Source organism: Arthrobacter sp. E1SS-5 (assembly GCF_057073715.1).
This window is the reverse complement of the sequence record NZ_CP172703.1, coordinates 3,824,966-3,843,013: the sequence shown is the minus strand read 5'-3', so window position 1 is coordinate 3,843,013 and position 18,048 is coordinate 3,824,966. Positions and strand designations below refer to the sequence as shown.

16 protein-coding genes are annotated in these 18,048 nt (G+C 65.7%); 3 read left to right on the top strand and 13 right to left on the bottom strand.

Features of this window, described 5'->3' with window-relative positions; translation table 11 throughout:
- The first annotated feature begins 16 nt into the window (after positions 1-16).
- Positions 17-1,231: a formaldehyde dehydrogenase, glutathione-independent gene (gene fdhA, locus ACIGJD_RS18000; RefSeq protein ID WP_483687368.1), complete on the top strand. Its 1,215-nt coding sequence runs from the start codon at positions 17-19 to the stop codon at positions 1,229-1,231.
- A 158-nt stretch (positions 1,232-1,389) separates the two neighbouring features.
- Here the strand turns inward: fdhA and ACIGJD_RS17995 are convergent, their stop codons facing one another.
- From ACIGJD_RS17995 to purU, 6 genes are all read right to left on the bottom strand, one after another.
- Positions 1,390-3,897 carry a GcvT family protein gene (locus tag ACIGJD_RS17995; protein ID WP_483687367.1) on the bottom strand — a complete coding sequence of 836 codons (2,508 nt, stop codon included), beginning with the start codon at positions 3,895-3,897 and terminating at the stop codon, positions 1,390-1,392.
- A gap of 227 nt (positions 3,898-4,124) precedes the next feature.
- Positions 4,125-5,543, bottom strand: coding sequence for an MFS transporter (locus ACIGJD_RS17990; RefSeq protein ID WP_483687366.1), 1,419 nt, complete (start codon positions 5,541-5,543; stop codon positions 4,125-4,127).
- Between the two features lie 429 nt (positions 5,544-5,972).
- Positions 5,973-6,878: a bifunctional 5,10-methylenetetrahydrofolate dehydrogenase/5,10-methenyltetrahydrofolate cyclohydrolase gene (locus ACIGJD_RS17985; RefSeq protein WP_483687365.1), complete on the bottom strand. Its 906-nt coding sequence runs from the start codon at positions 6,876-6,878 to the stop codon at positions 5,973-5,975.
- Positions 6,875-7,546, bottom strand: a complete 672-nt coding sequence (locus ACIGJD_RS17980) for a cyclodeaminase/cyclohydrolase family protein (RefSeq protein WP_483687364.1) — start codon at positions 7,544-7,546, stop codon at positions 6,875-6,877. Before ACIGJD_RS17980 ends, ACIGJD_RS17985 begins: the two co-directional genes overlap by 4 nt.
- Before the next feature lie 2 nt (positions 7,547-7,548).
- Complete coding sequence (locus tag ACIGJD_RS17975; RefSeq protein ID WP_483687363.1) at positions 7,549-10,041, bottom strand: GcvT family protein; 2,493 nt, start codon at positions 10,039-10,041, stop codon at positions 7,549-7,551.
- A gap of 50 nt (positions 10,042-10,091) precedes the next feature.
- Positions 10,092-10,997 (bottom strand): formyltetrahydrofolate deformylase, encoded by a 906-nt coding sequence (gene purU, locus ACIGJD_RS17970; RefSeq protein ID WP_483687362.1) that lies wholly within the window; start codon positions 10,995-10,997, stop codon positions 10,092-10,094.
- 121 nt (positions 10,998-11,118) lie between these two features.
- On the opposite strand from purU, the gene ACIGJD_RS17965 reads away from it, so the two are divergent.
- On the top strand, positions 11,119-11,799 hold the full coding sequence (locus ACIGJD_RS17965) for a GntR family transcriptional regulator (RefSeq protein WP_483687361.1): 681 nt from the start codon (positions 11,119-11,121) through the stop codon (positions 11,797-11,799).
- Between the two features lie 134 nt (positions 11,800-11,933).
- Entirely contained in the window at positions 11,934-12,215 is a 282-nt protein-coding gene (locus ACIGJD_RS17960) for a hypothetical protein (protein WP_483687360.1), read from the top strand.
- Between the two features lie 62 nt (positions 12,216-12,277).
- On the opposite strand, the gene ACIGJD_RS17955 is transcribed toward ACIGJD_RS17960, so the two are convergent.
- The 7 genes from ACIGJD_RS17955 to ACIGJD_RS17925 form a co-directional block, all read right to left on the bottom strand.
- Positions 12,278-13,087, bottom strand: a complete 810-nt coding sequence (locus ACIGJD_RS17955; RefSeq protein ID WP_483687359.1) for an IclR family transcriptional regulator — start codon at positions 13,085-13,087, stop codon at positions 12,278-12,280.
- 81 nt (positions 13,088-13,168) lie between these two features.
- On the bottom strand, positions 13,169-13,507 hold the full coding sequence (gene uraH / locus ACIGJD_RS17950) for a hydroxyisourate hydrolase (protein WP_483687358.1): 339 nt from the start codon (positions 13,505-13,507) through the stop codon (positions 13,169-13,171).
- Positions 13,504-14,001, bottom strand: a complete 498-nt coding sequence (gene uraD, locus ACIGJD_RS17945) for a 2-oxo-4-hydroxy-4-carboxy-5-ureidoimidazoline decarboxylase (RefSeq protein ID WP_483687357.1) — start codon at positions 13,999-14,001, stop codon at positions 13,504-13,506. The genes uraH and uraD overlap by 4 nt, the downstream gene beginning before the upstream one ends.
- Before the next feature lie 169 nt (positions 14,002-14,170).
- On the bottom strand, positions 14,171-14,596 hold the full coding sequence (locus ACIGJD_RS17940; protein WP_483687356.1) for an ATP-binding protein: 426 nt from the start codon (positions 14,594-14,596) through the stop codon (positions 14,171-14,173).
- Positions 14,589-14,921: an STAS domain-containing protein gene (locus ACIGJD_RS17935; protein ID WP_483687355.1), complete on the bottom strand. Its 333-nt coding sequence runs from the start codon at positions 14,919-14,921 to the stop codon at positions 14,589-14,591. Before ACIGJD_RS17935 ends, ACIGJD_RS17940 begins: the two co-directional genes overlap by 8 nt.
- Positions 14,921-16,879, bottom strand: a complete 1,959-nt coding sequence (locus tag ACIGJD_RS17930) for a glycosyltransferase family 2 protein (protein WP_483687354.1) — start codon at positions 16,877-16,879, stop codon at positions 14,921-14,923. Before ACIGJD_RS17930 ends, ACIGJD_RS17935 begins: the two co-directional genes overlap by 1 nt.
- Positions 16,876-17,988 (bottom strand): PP2C family protein-serine/threonine phosphatase, encoded by a 1,113-nt coding sequence (locus tag ACIGJD_RS17925; RefSeq protein WP_483687353.1) that lies wholly within the window; start codon positions 17,986-17,988, stop codon positions 16,876-16,878. The genes ACIGJD_RS17930 and ACIGJD_RS17925 overlap by 4 nt, the downstream gene beginning before the upstream one ends.
- Positions 17,989-18,048: the final 60 nt, after the last annotated feature.

Below are 18,048 nucleotides of genomic sequence, written 5' to 3'. Positions count from 1 at the left end.
GATAGGAGTCATGCCCATGTCAGGAAACAAAGCTGTTGCCTACAAAGAGCCCGGTGTCGTCGAGGTCATCGACACCCCGTATCCCACGTTTGAACTGAAAGCCGGCCCCGGCGTCAATCCCGCCAATGTTGGCCGGAAGGTTCCGCACGGCGTCATCCTGCGCACTGTAAGCACCAACATCTGCGGGTCCGACCAGCACATGGTCCGCGGCCGCACCACCGCCCCTGCCGGCCTGGTCCTGGGGCACGAGATCACCGGTGAAGTCATCGAGACCGGGCCCGACGTCGAGTTCATCAAGGTGGGGGACATCGTCTCCGTCCCCTTCAACATTTCCTGCGGCCGCTGCCGGAACTGCACGGAGCGCAAGACCGGCATCTGCCTGAACGTCAACCCTGACCGCCCCGGATCCGCCTACGGCTATGTGGACATGGGCGGCTGGGTGGGTGGCCAGGCTGAGTACGTCCTGGTTCCGTACGCCGACTGGAACCTGCTGCGCTTCCCCGACCGGGACCAGGCACTGGAGAAAATCATGGACCTGACCATGCTCTCCGACATCCTGCCTACCGGTTTCCACGGTGCGGTCACAGCCGGCGTGGGCGTCGGGTCCACTGTGTACGTTGCCGGAGCCGGCCCCGTGGGCCTTGCCGCGGCCGCAAGCGCCCAGCTGCTGGGAGCCGCAGTGGTGATCGTGGGCGACCTGAACGAGGACCGCCTGGCCCGGGCCCGGTCCTTTGGCTGTGAAACCGTCAATGTGGCCGACGGCGACCCCGCCGATCAGATCGAGCAGATCCTCGGCGTCCGGGAAGTCGATTCCGGCATCGACGCCGTCGGTTTCGAGGCCCGCGGGCACGGCCACGGAGCCCAGGAAGCACCGGCCACGGTGCTTAACTCCCTGATGGACCTCACCACCGCCGGCGGCTCGGTGGGCATTCCCGGCCTCTACGTCACGGGCGATCCGGGAGCTGCGGACGAGGCCGCACGGAAGGGAAGCCTGTCCCTGTCCCTGGGTACCGGCTGGGCCAAGTCCCTGTCCTTCACCACCGGCCAGTGCCCGGTGATGAAGTACAACCGGCAGCTGATGATGGCCATCCTGCATGACCGGATCCAGATCGCCAAGGCGGTCAATGCGACGGCCATTTCGCTTGACGACGCCCCGCGCGGGTACGCGGAGTTCGACGCTGGAGCTGCCACGAAGTACGTCCTGGACCCGAACGGCTACCTCAACAACTGATATCTATAGCCCGTTTCTGAAGGGCAAAGGAGCCAGTCCCATCAACCTTGGGACTGGCTCCTTTTTCGTTGCCGCAGTGGCGTTCCCCGGGGCAACAAAAAGGTGGTTGGGCCTGCCGGTCTCAAGCAGGCCCAACCACCTGGTGTGGGTGGCGCAGATCAGCCGCGGAGGCGTTCCATGCCGGGGTCAAAGAGCGGCTCGGCGCTGACGGTGGCGGCTACGCGCCGGCCGAAGTACTCGATCTCCACGGCGTCACCTTCGGTTACGGACGAGGGCAGCCAGGCGTAGGCGATGGGCTTGCCGACGGTGTAGCCGTAGGCCGCGCTGGTGACGTACCCAGCGGCTTCGCCGGCCACGTACACCGGTTCCTTGCCCAGCACCACTGAGGTGCCGTCGTCGACCGTCAGGCAGCGCAGCGTCTTGGCCGCCGGCTGTTCCTTGCGGACCGCCAGCGCGTCGGCGCCGACGAACCCGGTCTTGTCCTTGGCCACGGAGAAGCCCAGGCCTGCCTGGTAGGGGTGGTGCTCGGAGTTCATGTCCGTGCCCCAGAGCCGGTAGCCCTTTTCAAGGCGCATGCTGTTGAAGGCGCCGCGGCCGGCGGCGATGATGCCGTGCTCCCGGCCGGCTTCGAACAGCAGGTCCCACAGCTTCAACCCGTATTCCGCCGTGGTGTACAGCTCCCAGCCGAGTTCGCCGACGTAGGAAAGACGCATGGCCGTCACGGGGATGCCGCCCACCGCGATCTGCTTGGTCCGGAAGTACTTGAGGCCGTCGTTGGTCAGGTCGTCCTCGCTGACCTTGCCGATGACCTCGCGGGCCAGCGGGCCCCACAGGCCGATGCAGCAGGTGCTGCCGGTGATGTCCGTGACGTGGGCCCACTGGGCGGGATCCGCCGCTGATTGCCGGCGGGCCTCCACCCGGAGGTAGTCGAAGTCCACGTTGCTGTTAACGCCCAGCTGGAACTCTTCCTCCGCGAGCCTGGCCACGGTCACGTCGCTGCGGATGCCGCCGTCGTGCTCCAGCAGCAGGCAGTACGTCACGGCGCCGGGCTTCTTGGCGATGTTGCCCGTGCTGAGGCGGTGCAGCAGCGCCTGGGCGCCGGGGCCGGTGACGGAGAGCCGCTTCAGCGGCGTCATGTCGAAAAGTCCGACGGCGGTACGGGTCTTCCACGCTTCGGCGGCGGAGATGGGGGAGTGGAACATGTTTGCCCACTCCTCGCGCTCCGGGGCGCGCCATTCTTCCGGCAGTTCGGCCAAAAGGCCGCGGTTGGCTTCGAACCAGTGCGGGCGTTCCCAGGCGGCGGACTCCAGGAAGAAGGCGCCGAGCTCCTTCTGGCGGACGTTGAAGGGGCTGACGCGCAGGTCCCGCGGTGATTCGCGGGGCTGCAGCGGGTGCATGACGTCGTAGATCTCCACGAAGTTTTGCTGCGAGGTCTCACTGACGTACGCGTCGGAGGTCTGCACCTTTTCGAAACGGGTCAGCTCGCAGCCGTGCAGGTCGGTCTGCGGCCGGCCGTCGATGATCAGCTCTGCCATGGCCTTGGCAACGCCGGCCGAGTGCGTGACCCAGACGGCCTCGGCCACGAAGAAGCCGTCGAGGTCCGGTGCCTCGCCCATGAGCGGGCCGCCGTCCGGGGTGAAGGAGAAGATGCCGTTGAAACCGTCCTGGATTTCGGTGCTGCGCAGTGCCGGCAGCAGGTCCTGGCTGTCCTCCCAGGCCGGCAGGAAGTCCTCAAGGGTGAAGTCCAGGCGGGAGGGCATGCGGTGGTCGGACATCTCATCGGCCGGCACTTTGGGCAGGGCGGACATGTCCACGGGCATCGGGCGGTGGGCGTAGCTGCCGATGCCGATGCGGTCGCCCCATTCGCGGTAGTACAGGTCCTTGTCCTGGTAGCGCAGGATGGGCTTGCTGGCACCCTTCGGAAGCTCGTTGACGCCCTCAAGTTCGGCCAGGGGCGTGCTAACCACGTACTGGTGGGCCAGCGGCAGCAGCGGCACCTCCAGGCCCACCATTTTGCCGAGCTCACGTCCCCAAAAGCCGGCGCAGGACACCACAATGTCAGCCGGGATCACGCCGTCGGACGTCTCGACGCCGGTGACCTTGCCGCCCTCCCGGGCGATGCCGGTGACGGTGGTGGAGCCGCGGTACGTGACCCCTTGTTCGCGCGTGCGCTCGATCAGGAGCTGCACGGCCCGGGCCGCCAAGGCAATCCCGTCGGTGGGGATGAGCAGGCCGCCCAGGACCTCGCGGCCGCCGGAAAGCTTGCCGGTGTTCAACAGCGGGTAGATCTTTTCGCATTCGTCGGCGTCAATGATCCGGCTTTCGACGCCCCAGGAGGTCATCAAGCCCATCTTGCGTTTCAGGTCGGCCAGCCGCTCCGGCGTGGTGGCCAGCTCCAGTCCACCCACCTGGTTGAAGCAGGACTCGCCGTCCTTGCCCAGGGCGAGGAGCTTGTTCACGGTGTACGTGGCGAATTCCGTCATGGTCCTGGACGGATTGTTCTGGAACACCAGGCCCGGTGCGTGCGACGTGGAGCCGCCTGCCAGTTCCAGCGGGCCCTGCTCGACGACGGTGATGTCGTTCCAGCCGCGGCTTACCAGCTCGTCGGCGAGGTTGGTGCCGACGATGCCGGCTCCGATGATGACGACGCGGGGTGATGCGCTCATGATTTCTGGTTCTCCTGGGTGGTGCTGGAATCCGCCTGGCCGTGTGATGCAGTTAGCTTCGCTATGAGCAACGCGCATCACTATATGCAACAGAGTGTCCCAGCTCACATCGGATGTCAAGGGTTTCCTGCTTTGTTGCGGGGATCGGCAGCGCTGCGTTGAACGGCAGCAAAGAGGCCCCCGCCGCTGGTGCGGCGAAGGCCTCTTGTAGTGACTGTGCAGTCCCGTCAGTGGGAGACGTCTGCCGAGATGTCGGCGAGGGTGCGCCCCTTCGTTTCAGGTGCGAGCCACTGCGAGAGGATTGCGCCGAGCAATGCGACGATGGCGGCTACCACCATGCTGGGCCCCATGCCGATGTTGCTGATCGCCCATGGCAGGGCGAAGGTGCCGAGTGCGGCTCCAATGCGGCTGAAGGCCGCGGCGAAGCCCATGCCGATGCCGCGCAGGTGGCCGGGGAACAGCTCAGCCGGATAGACCTGCGTCAACGTGGTGTAGCCGGCATTGAAGAAGGAGAAGGCGAGGAACAGGGCGAGCACGAGGATCGCCGGCGCGTCCGCCCAGACCCCGATCACCAGCAGGATGCCTGCGCAGAGCCACTGCCCGGGCACGGTGAGGATGCGGCGGCCGAGCTTGTCAATCAGAAGCACGGTGGTGACAACACCCGCGGTGGCAAGTGCGGACAGCCCGACTCCACCGGCCCAGCCGCCGCCGAAGCCGAACTGGTTGAGCACGTCATCGGCGAAGGTTGCGATTGCGAAGTACGGAGTGACGGCGCAAAACCAAAAACCTGAGGTGAAGAGGGTGGTGCGCCACTGCTGCCTCGAGAACAGCATTCCGACGGAGGCGCTCTTGATTTTGGTCCTGCCCTGCGCGGCTTGGGCCTCCTGGATCGCCCGCAGATCGATTTCTTCGGTGATGCTGTTGTGCATCTGGGGCGATTCGACGTATTTGTGTGCGATCGCGAGTGCTTCCTCACGCCGCCCCTTTGTGATGAGCCAGCTGGGCGATTCGGGGAGGCCGATGCGGGCGAGGAACAGGACGAATGCGAGGATCGTGCTGGTGCCGATGACAATGCGCCAAGGGACGCCCGCGTCGTGCATGAGCGTGCCGATGATGAATGCCATCATGAAGCCGACGTACCAGGCGATCAGCGTCAGTCCCAGCAGCCGCCCGCGGAGCTTTGGCGGGGAGAACTCCGACAGCAAGGGGCCGCCAATTGAGTATTCGCCGCCGATCGCGACGCCCATGCAGAACCGGATGATGGCCAGCTGGAGGACGGCTCCATCTCCGGAGGTCACGAAGAACTGGGCCGCTGAGGCCGCCAGGAACAAGCCCATGTCCACCAGGAACATGGGCTTGCGTCCGAACTTGTCGGTAGCCCAGCCGGCAAGCGGGGAGCCGACGAAGATACCGGCCAGCGGGCCTGCAGCGATCATGCCAAGGGAGAGTGCGTCGAGCTGGAGCTCTGACCGCATGGGCCCGGTGACAGGGCCGATAATTCCGAGGATGTAACCGTCGAGGAACATCCCGCCAATGAAGACTGCGACAAGCCGCACCATGAAGCGGCGTTTGAACGTGGAGCTCGTCCCTGAGTTCCGGCGCTCCGCACTGCTTTGATCGATGGTGCTGCCACCTTTGATAGTCATAAACAGTTTCCTTTAGTGGTTTAGCGCTGCCGCGCGGATGCTGGCAACGTTGTGCCGCCGATGCCCAAGCCAAGGTTCCCCTTTGGATCGGCATCATGCATTCGTTCGTCGATTCCCCAGGCCATCACGGGTGGAGTCGGGGGGGCGGAAGGAACATGTCCAGGCGATTTCGTTCCGTGATGATCAACAACGTTCGCTTTATGCAACAAAATCGTGCGCTAGGTCACACTCAAAGTCAAGAGTGTGACCCGTGAAAGTTGGAGTATGAAAGTGCCCTTGATGCCTGCTCCCGGGCATGCCAAAGGCCCGCGCGTTGCGGGGCCCCGTTCTCCGAAAACGGTGCTTCGATGAGGAATACCTCCCCAGGTCTTAGGCCCACCGAAGCACCTTTCACGGAAAACGGGACTCCCGCCGCGAACGCTGTCCCTTCTATCCGGCTGTTTCCAAGACGTGGGCGTCCAAGGCCCCGGCTTGCAGCGGCTCCGAGGACGATTGGCGGCGTGCGGCCTCCACGGTGTGGAGCAGCAGCAACGCGGTGGTGACGGAGCCGACGCCGCCGGGGACAGGGCTGAGCGCAGCCGCAACCCCTCGGACGCTGTCCGCGTCCACGTCTCCCACAAGGGAGCCGTCGGCCAGGACATTGGTGCCCACATCGATGACTACGCAGGAGGCGGAGACGTGGCTCCCATTAAGAAGGCCGGTCTTTCCCGCCGCGACCACCACGATGTCAGCTTCAGCCGTGTAGCGCTCCAGCGGCCCGGAGCGTGAATGGCATACCGTGACGGCAGCGTCGCGTTCCAGGAGCAGGAGGGCCAGCGGCTTACCCACCACTGCCGAGCGGCCTACAACCACAGTGCGGCGCCCGGCCACCGGGATGCGGTAGTGCCCAAGTATCTCGACGACGGACCGGGCCGTGGCGGGCGCGAAGGCGGGCTGCCCCACGGCAAGGCGGCCCAGGCTAAGCGGGTTCGCACCGTCGATGTCCTTTTCAGGCGGTATCAGGCCCACCAGGGTATCGGCGCGGACGCCGGCCGGAAGCGGTGTCTGCAGGATGATGCCATGCACTGACGGTTCGGCGGCCAGGTCGCGCAGGACACCGGCCAGTACCGGCTCCGTTGCATCGTGCCCGAGGTCGATGACCCGGCAACCGATCCCGGCCGCCTCCGCGGCGCGCTCGATGGAACGGACGTACCAGTGGGTCGAGCCGTCGTCGGTTGCGATGACGACGGCCAGGGCAGGATGGACGCCGTCCTGCTCGAGGTCCCGGGACTGCTCCCGGGCACGGCGCCGGATGTCCCCGGCCAGTTCCTTTCCGGAGAGCGACTGCGTGCTCATTGAAGGATCCTTTCCCGTACCCGCGCCACAAGGGCATCGGCCGCCGCTACGACCTTTTCTTCGATGCCGTCCGTCTGCTCCTTGAGCAGTGACCGCGCCGACTGGTCCCTGATGGCTACAACGTTGATGTCGATGTTGACCCGCGCCGTGGTGGCAGCGGCACGTGCTGCATCTGCTGCTGCCGCCACGTCGCTGATCACGTTCGGGTTGGCTACGTCGGCAAGTCCGGTTGCGAGCTCCACTACCGCACCGGCCAGCTTGACCAGCTGTGCGGGGGTCTGTGCCGCCTGCACCAGCGCTGCCTGGATGGCAGACGTCCTGGCAGCCTTGAGCTCCTCCGTGTCAGCAGGCAGCCGATAGGCGTCGATGACGGCTTGGAAAACCTGCTCATCCGAGTCGGCCAGGCGCAGTGCCTCCGACGCGAGCTCATCGGCCACCTTCGTGGTCCGCTCCACCAGTGCTGCATGCTCCCCGTACTTGGGGCCGGTGGTGTAGCGGGCCACCATGGCCACCAGGGCCGCCCCCTGCGCGGCATGGAGTGCGGCCGCCGCCCCGCCTCCCGGCGTGGGTTGCCGGGAGGCGAGCCGTGCGAGGTAGCTGCCGATGGTCTCGGATCCGATCGACCCAGCGCCGGGCCGCGCCGCTTTGTTCGCTTGCTGTTCCGCCATGCTCAACCGCGCAGCCGGGACATCGTGGGGTCGTACAGCGGATCCTGGGTCACGGTGGCCAGAATGCGGCGGCCGAAGTACTCGATCTCAACAGAATCGCCGATCGACACTTCGGCGGGCAGGTAGGAGTAGGCAATGGGCTTGCGGACGGAGTAGCCGTAGGCGGCGCTGGTGACGTAACCCACCGCCTGGTCCTTGTAGAACACCGGTTCCTTGCCCAGCACCAGGCTGCGGCCGTCGTCGACCGTGAGGCAGCGCAGGCGGCGCGCGGAGTTCTCCTCTGTGCGGCCTTCCAGGGCTGCCTTGCCCACGAAGTTGTGCTTAGCCATCTTCACAGCGAAGCCGAGGCCGGCCTCGAAGGGGTCGTGCTCGGTGGTCATGTCGGAGCCCCATGAACGGTAGCCCTTCTCCAGGCGGAGTGAGCTGAAGGCGGCGCGGCCTGCGGCGATGATGCCGAAGGGCTGGCCGGCCTTCCACAGCGCATCCCAAAGGCGCTGGCCGTTGTCGGCACTGGTGTACAGCTCCCAGCCCAGTTCACCAACGTAGGACAGGCGCATGGCCGTGACCGGAACGCCGCCGATGACAACCTTCTTGGACCGGAAGTACTTCAGGCCGTCGTTGGAGAAGTCGTCGCTGCTGACCGCGCCGACCACCTCACGGGCCAGCGGGCCCCAGAGGCCGATGCAGCAGGTGCCGCCGGTGGTGTCGCGCACCTGGACCCAGTCCCCGGCGCCACCGCCTTCGGTCTGGTGACGCGCGGCCCGCTCAAAGTAGGCGGTGTCGATGTTGCCGTTGGCGCCGAGCTGGAAGGTCTGCTCATCCAGGCGGGCCACGGTGATGTCGCTTCGGACACCGCCATGGTCATCCAGCAGGAGCGTGTACGTGACGGCTCCGGGCTTCTTGTTCAGGTCAGCAGTGGTCAGTTCCTGAAGCAGCTTCAGCGCCCCCGGTCCGGTGATTTCCAGGCGCTTGAGAGGGGTCATGTCGTACATGGCGACGGCGGTACGCGTCTTCCACGCCTCGGCCGCGGCGATGGGGGAGCTGAACATGCCGGACCAGGAATCGCGGGCCGGCGGCTGCCAGGCTGCGGGCATTTCCTTGAGGAGCTCGGCGTTGGCCTCGAACCAGTAGGGGCGTTCCCAGCCGGCGCCTTCCAGGAAGTAGCCGCCCAGCTGCTTGTGGCGGGCGTGGAACGGGCTGACGCGCAGGTTGCGCGGGGAGAGCTTGGGCTGCAGCGGGTGCAGGACGTCGTAGATCTCCACGAAGTTCTGCTGCGAGGTTTCGCTGACGTACTCCGGGGTCAGCTGGACGTCCTCGAAGCGGTGGATGTCGCAGTCTCCCAGATCGATGGAGGACTTGCCGTCCACCAGGAGCTCGGCCACGGCGCGCGCGATGCCTGCTGAGTGGGTGACCCATACGGCTTCGGCCACGAAGAAGCCGTCCAGTTCCTTCGACTCGCCCACCAGCGAGCCGCCGTCCGGGGTGAAGGAGAAGATGCCGTTGAAACCGTCCTCGATCTCGCTTTCGCGCAGGGCGGGCAGGATCTGCTTGGTGGCTTCCCAGGCCGGGAGGAAATCCTCCAGGGTGAAGTCCAGGCGGGAGGGCATGTTGTGTTCGCTGATCTCATTCGGCTTGAAGCTGCCCAGCTCGTCCAGGTCCACCGGCATGGGCTTATGGGCGTAGGAGCCGATGCCGTAGCGGTCGCCGTGTTCGCGATAGTAGAGGTCCTGGTCCTGGTGGCGGAGGATAGGCAGCCGTGCACCGTTGGGCAGCTCGTTCTTGCCCTGCTGTGCAGGAACCGGTGTGGTCTTGACGTACTGGTGTGCAAGGGGCAGCAAAGGCACGGACATGCCGACCAGCTCGCCGACCTTGGCGCCCCAGAACCCGGCGCAGGAGACCACGATGTCTGCCGGGATCACGCCGTCGGGCGTCTGGACGCCCGTGACCCGACGGCCGGACTGCTCGATGCCGGTCACTTCGGTGTTGCCGATGTACTTTACGCCGGCCGCCTCGGTGCGCTTGATCAGCAGTTGGACCGCGCGGGCGGCCAGCGCCAGGCCGTCGCTGGGAACGTGAAGGCCGCCGAGGATGTCCTCTTCGTTAATAAGGGGGTACAGCTCCTTGCACTCGGCGGGGGAGAGGATGGAGCCCTCAATGCCCCATGACGAGGCGTAGCCAAGCTTGCGCTTCAGGTCCGCAAGCCGGGTTTCGGTGGTTGCGACTTCCAGCCCGCCCACCTGGTTGAAGCAGCTGACGCCGTCCTCGGTGAGGGACAGCAGCTTCTCCACCGTGTACTTGGCGAACAGGGCCATGGACTTGGAGGGGTTGGTCTGGAAGACCAGGCCGGGGGCGTGGGACGTGGAACCGCCCGGCATGTTGAGGGGGCCCTGGTCCAGGACCGTGATGTTGTTCCAGCCCCGGGTGACGAGTTCATCCGCCAGGTTGGTGCCGACGATCCCGGCTCCAATGATGACGATGCGTGGCGACGATTCCATAGAGGTCTCTCCTGCTGTTTTAAGTATTGTGTCTGCGGACGGGCGGACGGTTACCGGAACACCACGGTGCTGGTCTGGTCCAGCAGTACCCGGTGCTGGCAGTGCCAGCGGACGGCGCGGGACAGTGCGAGTGCCTCGGCATCCTGTCCCACGGTGGAGAGCTGGGCCGGACCGTAGGTGTGGTCCACCCGGATGACTTCCTGCTCGATAATCGGTCCCTCATCCAGGTCGGCAGTGACGTAGTGCGCCGTGGCACCCACCAGCTTGACCCCGCGGTCGTAGGCCTGGTGGTAAGGGCGTGCACCCTTGAACCCCGGGAGGAAGGAGTGGTGGATGTTAATGGCCCGTCCCTCCAGTGCGCGGCAGAGGTCGTCCGAAAGCACCTGCATGTAGCGGGCCAGGACCACCAGATCGGCGTCGTACTCCTCCACCAGCTCCAGGAGCCGGCGCTCAGCGTCTGCCTTGGTGTCGGGGGTGACGGGGACATAAATGAAGGGCAGCCCGGCAGCTTCGGCCATGGCGCGGTGGGTCTCGTGGTTGGAAACGACCGCCACCAGTTCGCCGCCAAGACTGCCGCCCCGCCAGCGGAAGATGAGGTCGTTGAGGCAGTGGCCGAACTTGGAAACCATGACCAGGACGCGCTGCTTGGTTTGGCCATGGAAGCTGAACTTCATGTCGAACCGGCTGGCGATGGCCGCGAACTCATCTTCGAGCATGCCGGGCGTGTAGTTGGGGGAGCCGGAGAACGCGGTGCGCAGGTGGAGTGTCTCGCGGAGGCTGTCGTCGAACTGCTGGTGTTCGTCGATATTGAAGCCGCGCTCGAAGAGGAACGTGGTCACGGCCTGCACGATTCCTGCCTGCTCCTTGCAGGAAAGGGTCAGCACGAACTTCTGCGCCTGCTCTTCCTTGAGCGCTGGCAGGGTGGCGGTTGCTGAAGCTGTTTCGATGAGGGTCATGCCCCTCCTCCTTCTAGATATATTCCAAAGCAACGGACTGATATATTAGATTGGCTGCCAGCGTATACTGGTCTACAGGCGAGGTCAATAGTTTTTTCTGGTTGGGAAGAAAGGGCTCAGCATGGCATTCGAAGCATTGGCGGTTGCGGACGACGCCGGCAGGAAGTCACTGGCGGACGTCGCCTACGAGAGCATCCGTGACTGGTTGCTGACCTTGGAAATCAAGCCGGGTGAGCTGCTGAATGACGAGCTCCTGGCCAAGACTCTGGGCGTGGGGCGGACTCCGGTGCGTGAAGCCCTGAAGCGGCTGGAGCTGGACCGCCTGGTGAAGACCTACCCGCGGCGCGGCACCTTCGCCACCCGGGTGGATGTCACCGACCTTTCCTTCATTTCGGAGATCCGGGCCCAGCTTGAACCCCTCGCGGCGGCGCGTGCCGCACGGGTGGCTTCACCTGCGGTCCGGGATGGGTTGCGTGCCACGCTCGAGAAGGTGGAGTCATTCGATGTGGCCGCGGCAACCGTGACGGAGACGCTGCAGCTGGATGCGCAGGTGCACCAGGGCATCTACGCTGCTGCTGCCAACCCGCACCTGGAGGACATCCTGATCCGCTACGACAACCTGGCAACGCGCATCTGGTGCATGGTCATCGACCGGCTGCCGGACTTGTCCCACCACGTTCGTGAACACCTCGATCTGCTCCGTGCTGTCATTGACGGGGACGAAGAGCGGGCCGGGGAACTGGCCAGGGCGCATGTGAGTGAATTTGAGCATGCCGTGCGCGAGGCTCTCTTCAACGCCTAGCCCGCCCCCGCGCTTCAGGCCCGACGGTTGACATGGAGTGTGACCCGGGCCATACTCGGATCCTTATTTGATATATCAATCAGATATCAGTGCTTCCCAAAAAGCGGTGACGGCGCCGGCGAATGGAGTGATAAATGAATTTCCAGGCAAGCCTCGAAGTCCCACGTGACGCCACAGGCCTTGGCCTCGAACAAGGTGATCAGGCCGCCGGCACAGCGAAGAAGGCTCTTGGCCTCCGGGCCGACTGGGCGCGCCTGCCCGGCCGCAGTGTCGAAGTGTGGCTGCAAGGGGAGCATGTGGCCAGCGGGGTGGTGGACCAGGCTTCGGAGGACGGCACGGTGCTCTGGATAGCCGCTGAGGGCATCAGCACCCGGCGCATCTTCGACAAGTCATCCGGCTACCAAATCTGGGTCTAGCGCTCGGTCGCGCCGGGCTGCTGGTCCTAACGCGGTCCGTCGACTCCGGGGGTCATCCCGTGTTACCGCCTGTGGTAGCCCATGTTGGCGCTGACCTTGAGTCCGGCTTCCTTGAGTGTCTCCAGCAGCCCCGGGATCTTTTCCGGGTCGAACCGGAACGCCGGCCCCGAGATGCTGAGCGCACCGATCACGACGCCCTGGTGGTTGTAGACGGGGACTGCCACGGCATTCAGTCCGATTTCGAACTCCTCCCGCACCACGGCATACCCCTTGGCGGCCACCTCGAGCAGTTGCGCGTCCAGCTCCTTTCGGGAGGTGATGGTGCGGGCGGTGCGGGCAGTCAGCCCCGTCTCCTTGAGGATTCGGTCCCGCTCGTCTGCCTCCAGTGCCGCCAGGAGGACCTTGCCGCTGGAGGTAGCGTGCAGCGGCGTCAGGCTTCCCACCCAGTCGTAGGTGGCCAGCGTGGAGGGTCCCATGGCCTGGTCCACGTTCACCGCATAGTTGGAGCGCAGGACGGCAAGGTTGACCGTTTCCTTGAACTCCTCGGCAAGGCTTTCCAGCACCGGGCGTGCCTCATGCACCAGGCTCAGCCGGCCGGGAATGGAACTGGCCAGGCGCAGGATGCCGAAGCCGAGCTGGTACTTTCCGCGCTCGCTGTTTTGGTGGACCATCTCGCGGGTGACCAGCGACCCCATCAGCCGGGAGACAGTGGACTTGTGGATCCCCATCTCCTCGGCGATCTCGCTCACGCCGGCGTGCCCCTCGCGGGCCAGGATCTCCAGGACCGTCAGCGCACGCTCCACGGACTGCACGCCGCCGGACTGGCCGCCCTCGGCGTCGCTGTCTGATTCCGGTTCATTTTTAGGAGCCATACTTCCTGATCCTATGCCGGGAATTGTGACGGCCGTGACATTGGGGCAACCCGGGCGGGGTCCAGGGGCCCAGGATTGACGCTAGCTTCCGCGGTAGGTGGAGTATGCGAACGGGCTCAGGAGCAGCGGCACGTGGTAGTGCTCGGGGCCGGTGACTTCGAAGACCAGGTCCACTTCCGGGAAGAAGGTCTGCGTTTGCAGGCCTGCGTAGTACTTGCCCGTGGCGAAGTTCAGCTTGTAGTGACCCGGTTCCAGCTGCTCCGGCCCCAGGTCCTTCGCCCGGCCGTCCGCGTCGGTGCTGGACGCTGCCAGCTCCCGCCAGGAGCCGGCGTCGTTCTTTGAAAGGACGACGGCGACACCCGCCGCCGGGCGCCCCGTGCCGGTGTCGAGGATGTGGGTGGTGACGTGGGATACGCTCATGCGCTGATCAGTCCTTCGAGCCGCAGTACGGCGATTTCGCGCAGCTGCTGCGCAACGATGGTGTCTTCTTCTTCGGGGGAGTTGGTGAGCCGCTGGTTCAGGGCCGCCAGGATCTCCGGGGCGGTGCGTCCGGCGGCCCGGATCAGGAAGACCCGGCCGAACTTCTCCTCGTACTCACGGTTTCCCCGTGCCAGGGCCTCTGCGGCATCGGCATCCGCCGGGTCCACCCCGGCCTGCTCGGAACGGGACATGGACGCCTCAGTGCTGGCCGCCGTCGGGCGTTCCCCGATCCTTGGGTGGTGGGCCATGGCAGCTTCAACCTCGGCAGGGGTGAAAGGGTTGGCGGCCTGGGCGGCGAACTCCAGGAGCTCTTCGCGGCCGGCGAAGGGGCGTGCCCCGGCCACAGTCTCCACCCAGCGGCTGATGTCGATGCACGGCCGGAGGGTGGCCTGGGCCGCGGCGGGATCCGCGCTGTTGAATTCGGCAAGCTTCATGCTGGTCGTATTCCTCGATGTCATGCTGGCATCCATGGTGACGGCTATGCGGACGCCGGAGTGCCCGGCACCTGCGGCAACGCAGGCTTCCGCATCATGGAACTGTTATTTCAGCATACGTAATATTCAAGGGCAGGCGCGGGGCACTGTCAAGCGGGCCGCCAGATCCCTAGTCCTGGGAGGACGTCCTGGAAAGCACCCACGTGTTGGTCCCGTCCTGGCGTTCGAACGTCACCGTGGTGACCAGTGCCTCGATCAGCGCCAGGCCCCGGCCGGACTCCGCGTCATCATCCGGAGTGGAGGCCTCCATGGGGCCGAACGGCGGCTTGGCGTTATAGGCGCTGACCCGGGCCTGCAGCAGCGCGGGCTGCACGGTGGTCTCCACACCCAGCTCCACCTCCCGGTCTCCGGCCGGCTGCGCATGCTGGACGATGTTGGACGCGGACTCGATGACCGCGGTGGTGAACGTCATCTGGTCCAGGTCATTGACGAACGGGACGTCCAGCCACAGGCTGTCGAGGTCGTTGTGGACTGCTTCGATGGCGTCTTCGGCAGCGGGTCCGCGGTAGCTGCGTGAAGCCAATACCTCAGTCATTGCCGAACGCCTCCTCGGCCGTGGGGTAGGCGGTGAGGACCTTGTCCATGCTGGTCAGCTTCAGGACCATGTTCACCTGCGGCTGCACGGCGGCGATGCGCAGGTCGCCCCCGGCCTGGCGGGCGGCCTTGAGGCAGCCGATCAGTGCGCCAAGGCCCGAAGAGTCCATGAACGCCGTGTTTTCCAGGTTGACCACGATCCGGTTGGATCCGCCGGCGATGACGTCGGTGACGAACTCGCGCAGCTTGGGTGCGGAGACCATGTTGAGCCGGCCGTTCGCCTTGACCTCCGCGTACGAATCTTTGACCTCGTAACTGAACTCCATCAGGATTCCTCTCTGTTTGCAGGTTCTGCGGCCGGTTCGTACCCCTTGTAGAGCACGGCGCGGACCAGGATGCTCATGACCACCAGGTCAAAGACCACCCAGACGACGTTGACCAGGGTGCCCAGCGGCTCCGCCAATCCGGTAAGCAGGCGGGCAATTCCGACGACGGCGGCAACGGCCAGCAGGATGGACACCACGATCTGGGGCCGGATGAGGCTCCAGCTGGGGCCGCCACTTTGGCGCGCCTTGGGGGTGACGGCGAAGCCAAGGGGACGGCCAAACCAGACGTTCCGGGCCGCCGTCGTGCAGGCCTTGATCCAGGTGGGGAACAGCGCCAGGCTGTACTGCTGGCCGCGCCACGTGGGGATGCCGCGGCCGGCCACTGCGAACAGCAGTTGGTTGACCACCATGAACGGGATGAACCGGATGAAGAAGTCCCAGCTCAGGCTGCTGACCGGCAGGATGCCCAGCAGCAGGTAGATGATGGGGGCAGCAAAGTAGATGACTGCCGCGAATCCGCTGAGGTACGTCCACATGGTGGCGAAGTACATCAGGCGCTGGCCGAGCTTGAGGCCCTTCTGCACCAGGGGGTTCTCGCGCAGGAGCACCTGGATGGTGCCCTGGGCCCAGCGGAGGCGCTGGGTGAGCATGGTCTTCAGGTCCTCCGGCGCCAGCCCGTAGGCCAGGATCTCGTGGTGGTACACACTCTCCCAACCCATGGCGTGCATGCGCATGGCGGTAGCCATGTCCTCGGTGACGGAAATGGTGGCCAGAGGCATGACCGGCTGGGCCTCGTTGCTGCGCTCCACGGTCAGGGCGTCCAGAACGGCTTGCACGGATTCCAGGGCGCCCAGCGGGGACCAGTCGCGGGCGGACATGCGCTGGACGGCGTCGTCCGCCACCACCGGAACACCGGACTCGCCCACGTGGGCCAGTTCCATGGCGGCGATTTCCTCGAGGTCCGCCTGCAGGGCTGCGACGTCGGCCTGGACCAGGGTCTGGACGGCGGCGTCCACCCGGCGGCGGACCCGGTAGGTCACTTCGCTGAGGGGGCGGCCGGCGTCCACTTCCTCTTGGGCCTCGCGGGTGGCTGCCTCCACCTCGTCCAGGACCTCCGCCACCAGGGGTGACTCCACATCGGCCGATTTCCGGGCCTGCTTGATGGCGGCACGGGATGCGGCCAGCGCCCGGCGGATGCTCTTCTCGGTTTCCTTGACGTAGCCCACCAGGCCCAGCTGCATCAGTGCTTCGCGGCGCAGGATGGCGTTGGAGCCGCAGAAGAAGGCAGCATTCCAGCCGTCCTTGCCCTGCTGGATGGGGCCGTAGAACAGCGGGGCCTGGCTGCCGAGCGGATCGTCGGCCGGGACATTGCTGAAGTACTGCGGTGTTTGGACCAGGGCCACGCGGCGGTTGTTGAAGTAGCCCAGGGTCTTTTCCAGGATGTCCGGTTCCGGGATCTGGTCCGCATCCAGGATCAGCAGGAACTCGCCATGGGTGACCATGAGGGCGTTGTTGAGGTTGCCGGCCTTGGCGTGCCGCGGGAGGTCCTTGGTCCAGTCCTCGCTGCGGGTCACGTACCCCAAGCCGTGCTGCTCGGCCAGGGCCTTGAGCTCGGGCCGGGCGCCGTCGTCCAGGATCCAGGTGCTGTGCGGGTGCCGGATCTTCTGCGCCGCCAGTGCCGTGGTGAGGACCATGTCCAGGTCCTCGTTGTAGGTGGTGATGAAGACGTCCACGGTGGCGTCCGACGGCGGCTCCGGGGCACCCTTGCGGATCTTCAGCTTCCACACCGTCATGCCGAAGAGCATGACGTCGATCAGGCTGTAGGTTTCGGCCACCACCAGGGGAAGGGCTATCCACCAGGCATCCCAGTTGAGGGACGCCGCCCAGCGCCATGCGATGTAGTTCAGGCCGGTCAGGACGGTAAGGACCACCACCACCCGGGTCCAGAAACGGGTCATGCTGCCACCTCCAGGGGGAGCCGTCGGACCACGACCACCGTGACATCGTCTTCGGCGGTCTCTGCCGGGGCGAGCGCCATGATGGAGTTGCTGGCCTCATTGGCCGAACCCGCAGACTGCGTTGCCTGCTGCACGGCGTCCGTGAAGTCCTCCACTGACTCGAACACGTCCAGCACGCCGTCGCTGACCACCACCAGGGAATCGCCCGGCGCCAGCTCGAGCTCTGCCTGCGGCCACTGCGTCCCTGGCCAGGCGCCTACCGGAGGTCCTCCGGTGGGGAGCCGGTCCGCCGGACCTGCCGGCTGGACGTGCAGCGCGAGTCCGTGACCGGCGTCGACATAGCAGACCTTGCCGGACGCCGCGTCCAGCCGGGCGTGGAACAGGGTGACGAAGGAGTTGGAGGAGTCCAGATCGCTGGCGATTGCCTTGCTGGCGGAGGCGAACCCCGCGTCCAGGTCCTGCCGGAGGCCGGTGGAGCGCATCACCGCACGGACCGTTGCGGCGATCAACGCCGCGCCCATGCCCTTGCCCATGGCATCGGCAAAGGTAAGGTGAAGCCCGTCAGGCGTCTGGTACCAGTCGTAGAAGTCGCCGCCCACACTGCGGGAGGGACGGAAGAGGCCCGCAACATCGTAGCCGTCCACCCGGATGTCCTCCTTGGGCAACAGGCTTTGCTGCACCTCCGTGGCGCGCTCCAGCTCGCTGCGGGCGGCGGAGGCCGCTGCCGGGGAGGGGCGGCGGCGGAACAGGGCGTTGATCCGCGACTGGAGTTCCCGGGGGCTGAACGGCTTGCTGATGTATTCGTCGGCGCCGTTGTCCAGGCCGGTGAGCTTATCCAGTTCGTCCGCGCGGGCGGTGAGCATCACGATGAACGCGTCCGAGAATTCGCGCAGGAGCTTGCATACCTCCAGTCCGTCAAGGTCCGGCAGGTTGAGGTCCAACGTCACCAGGTCCGGTTTGGTCCGCCGGACTTCCTCCACGCCGGGCAGGCCGGCACCCGCCTGGGTAACCTCGAAGCCCTGCTTGACCAGGACGCGGACCAACAGGCCGCGGATGTCCGGGTCATCTTCAATGACCACCGCACGGCGGATTTCGGAGGGAGAGACCATTCTCTACTTTTACCGTATTAAGGCGCACAGGGCATGTCTTAGGGTTCACAGTTTCCGGTG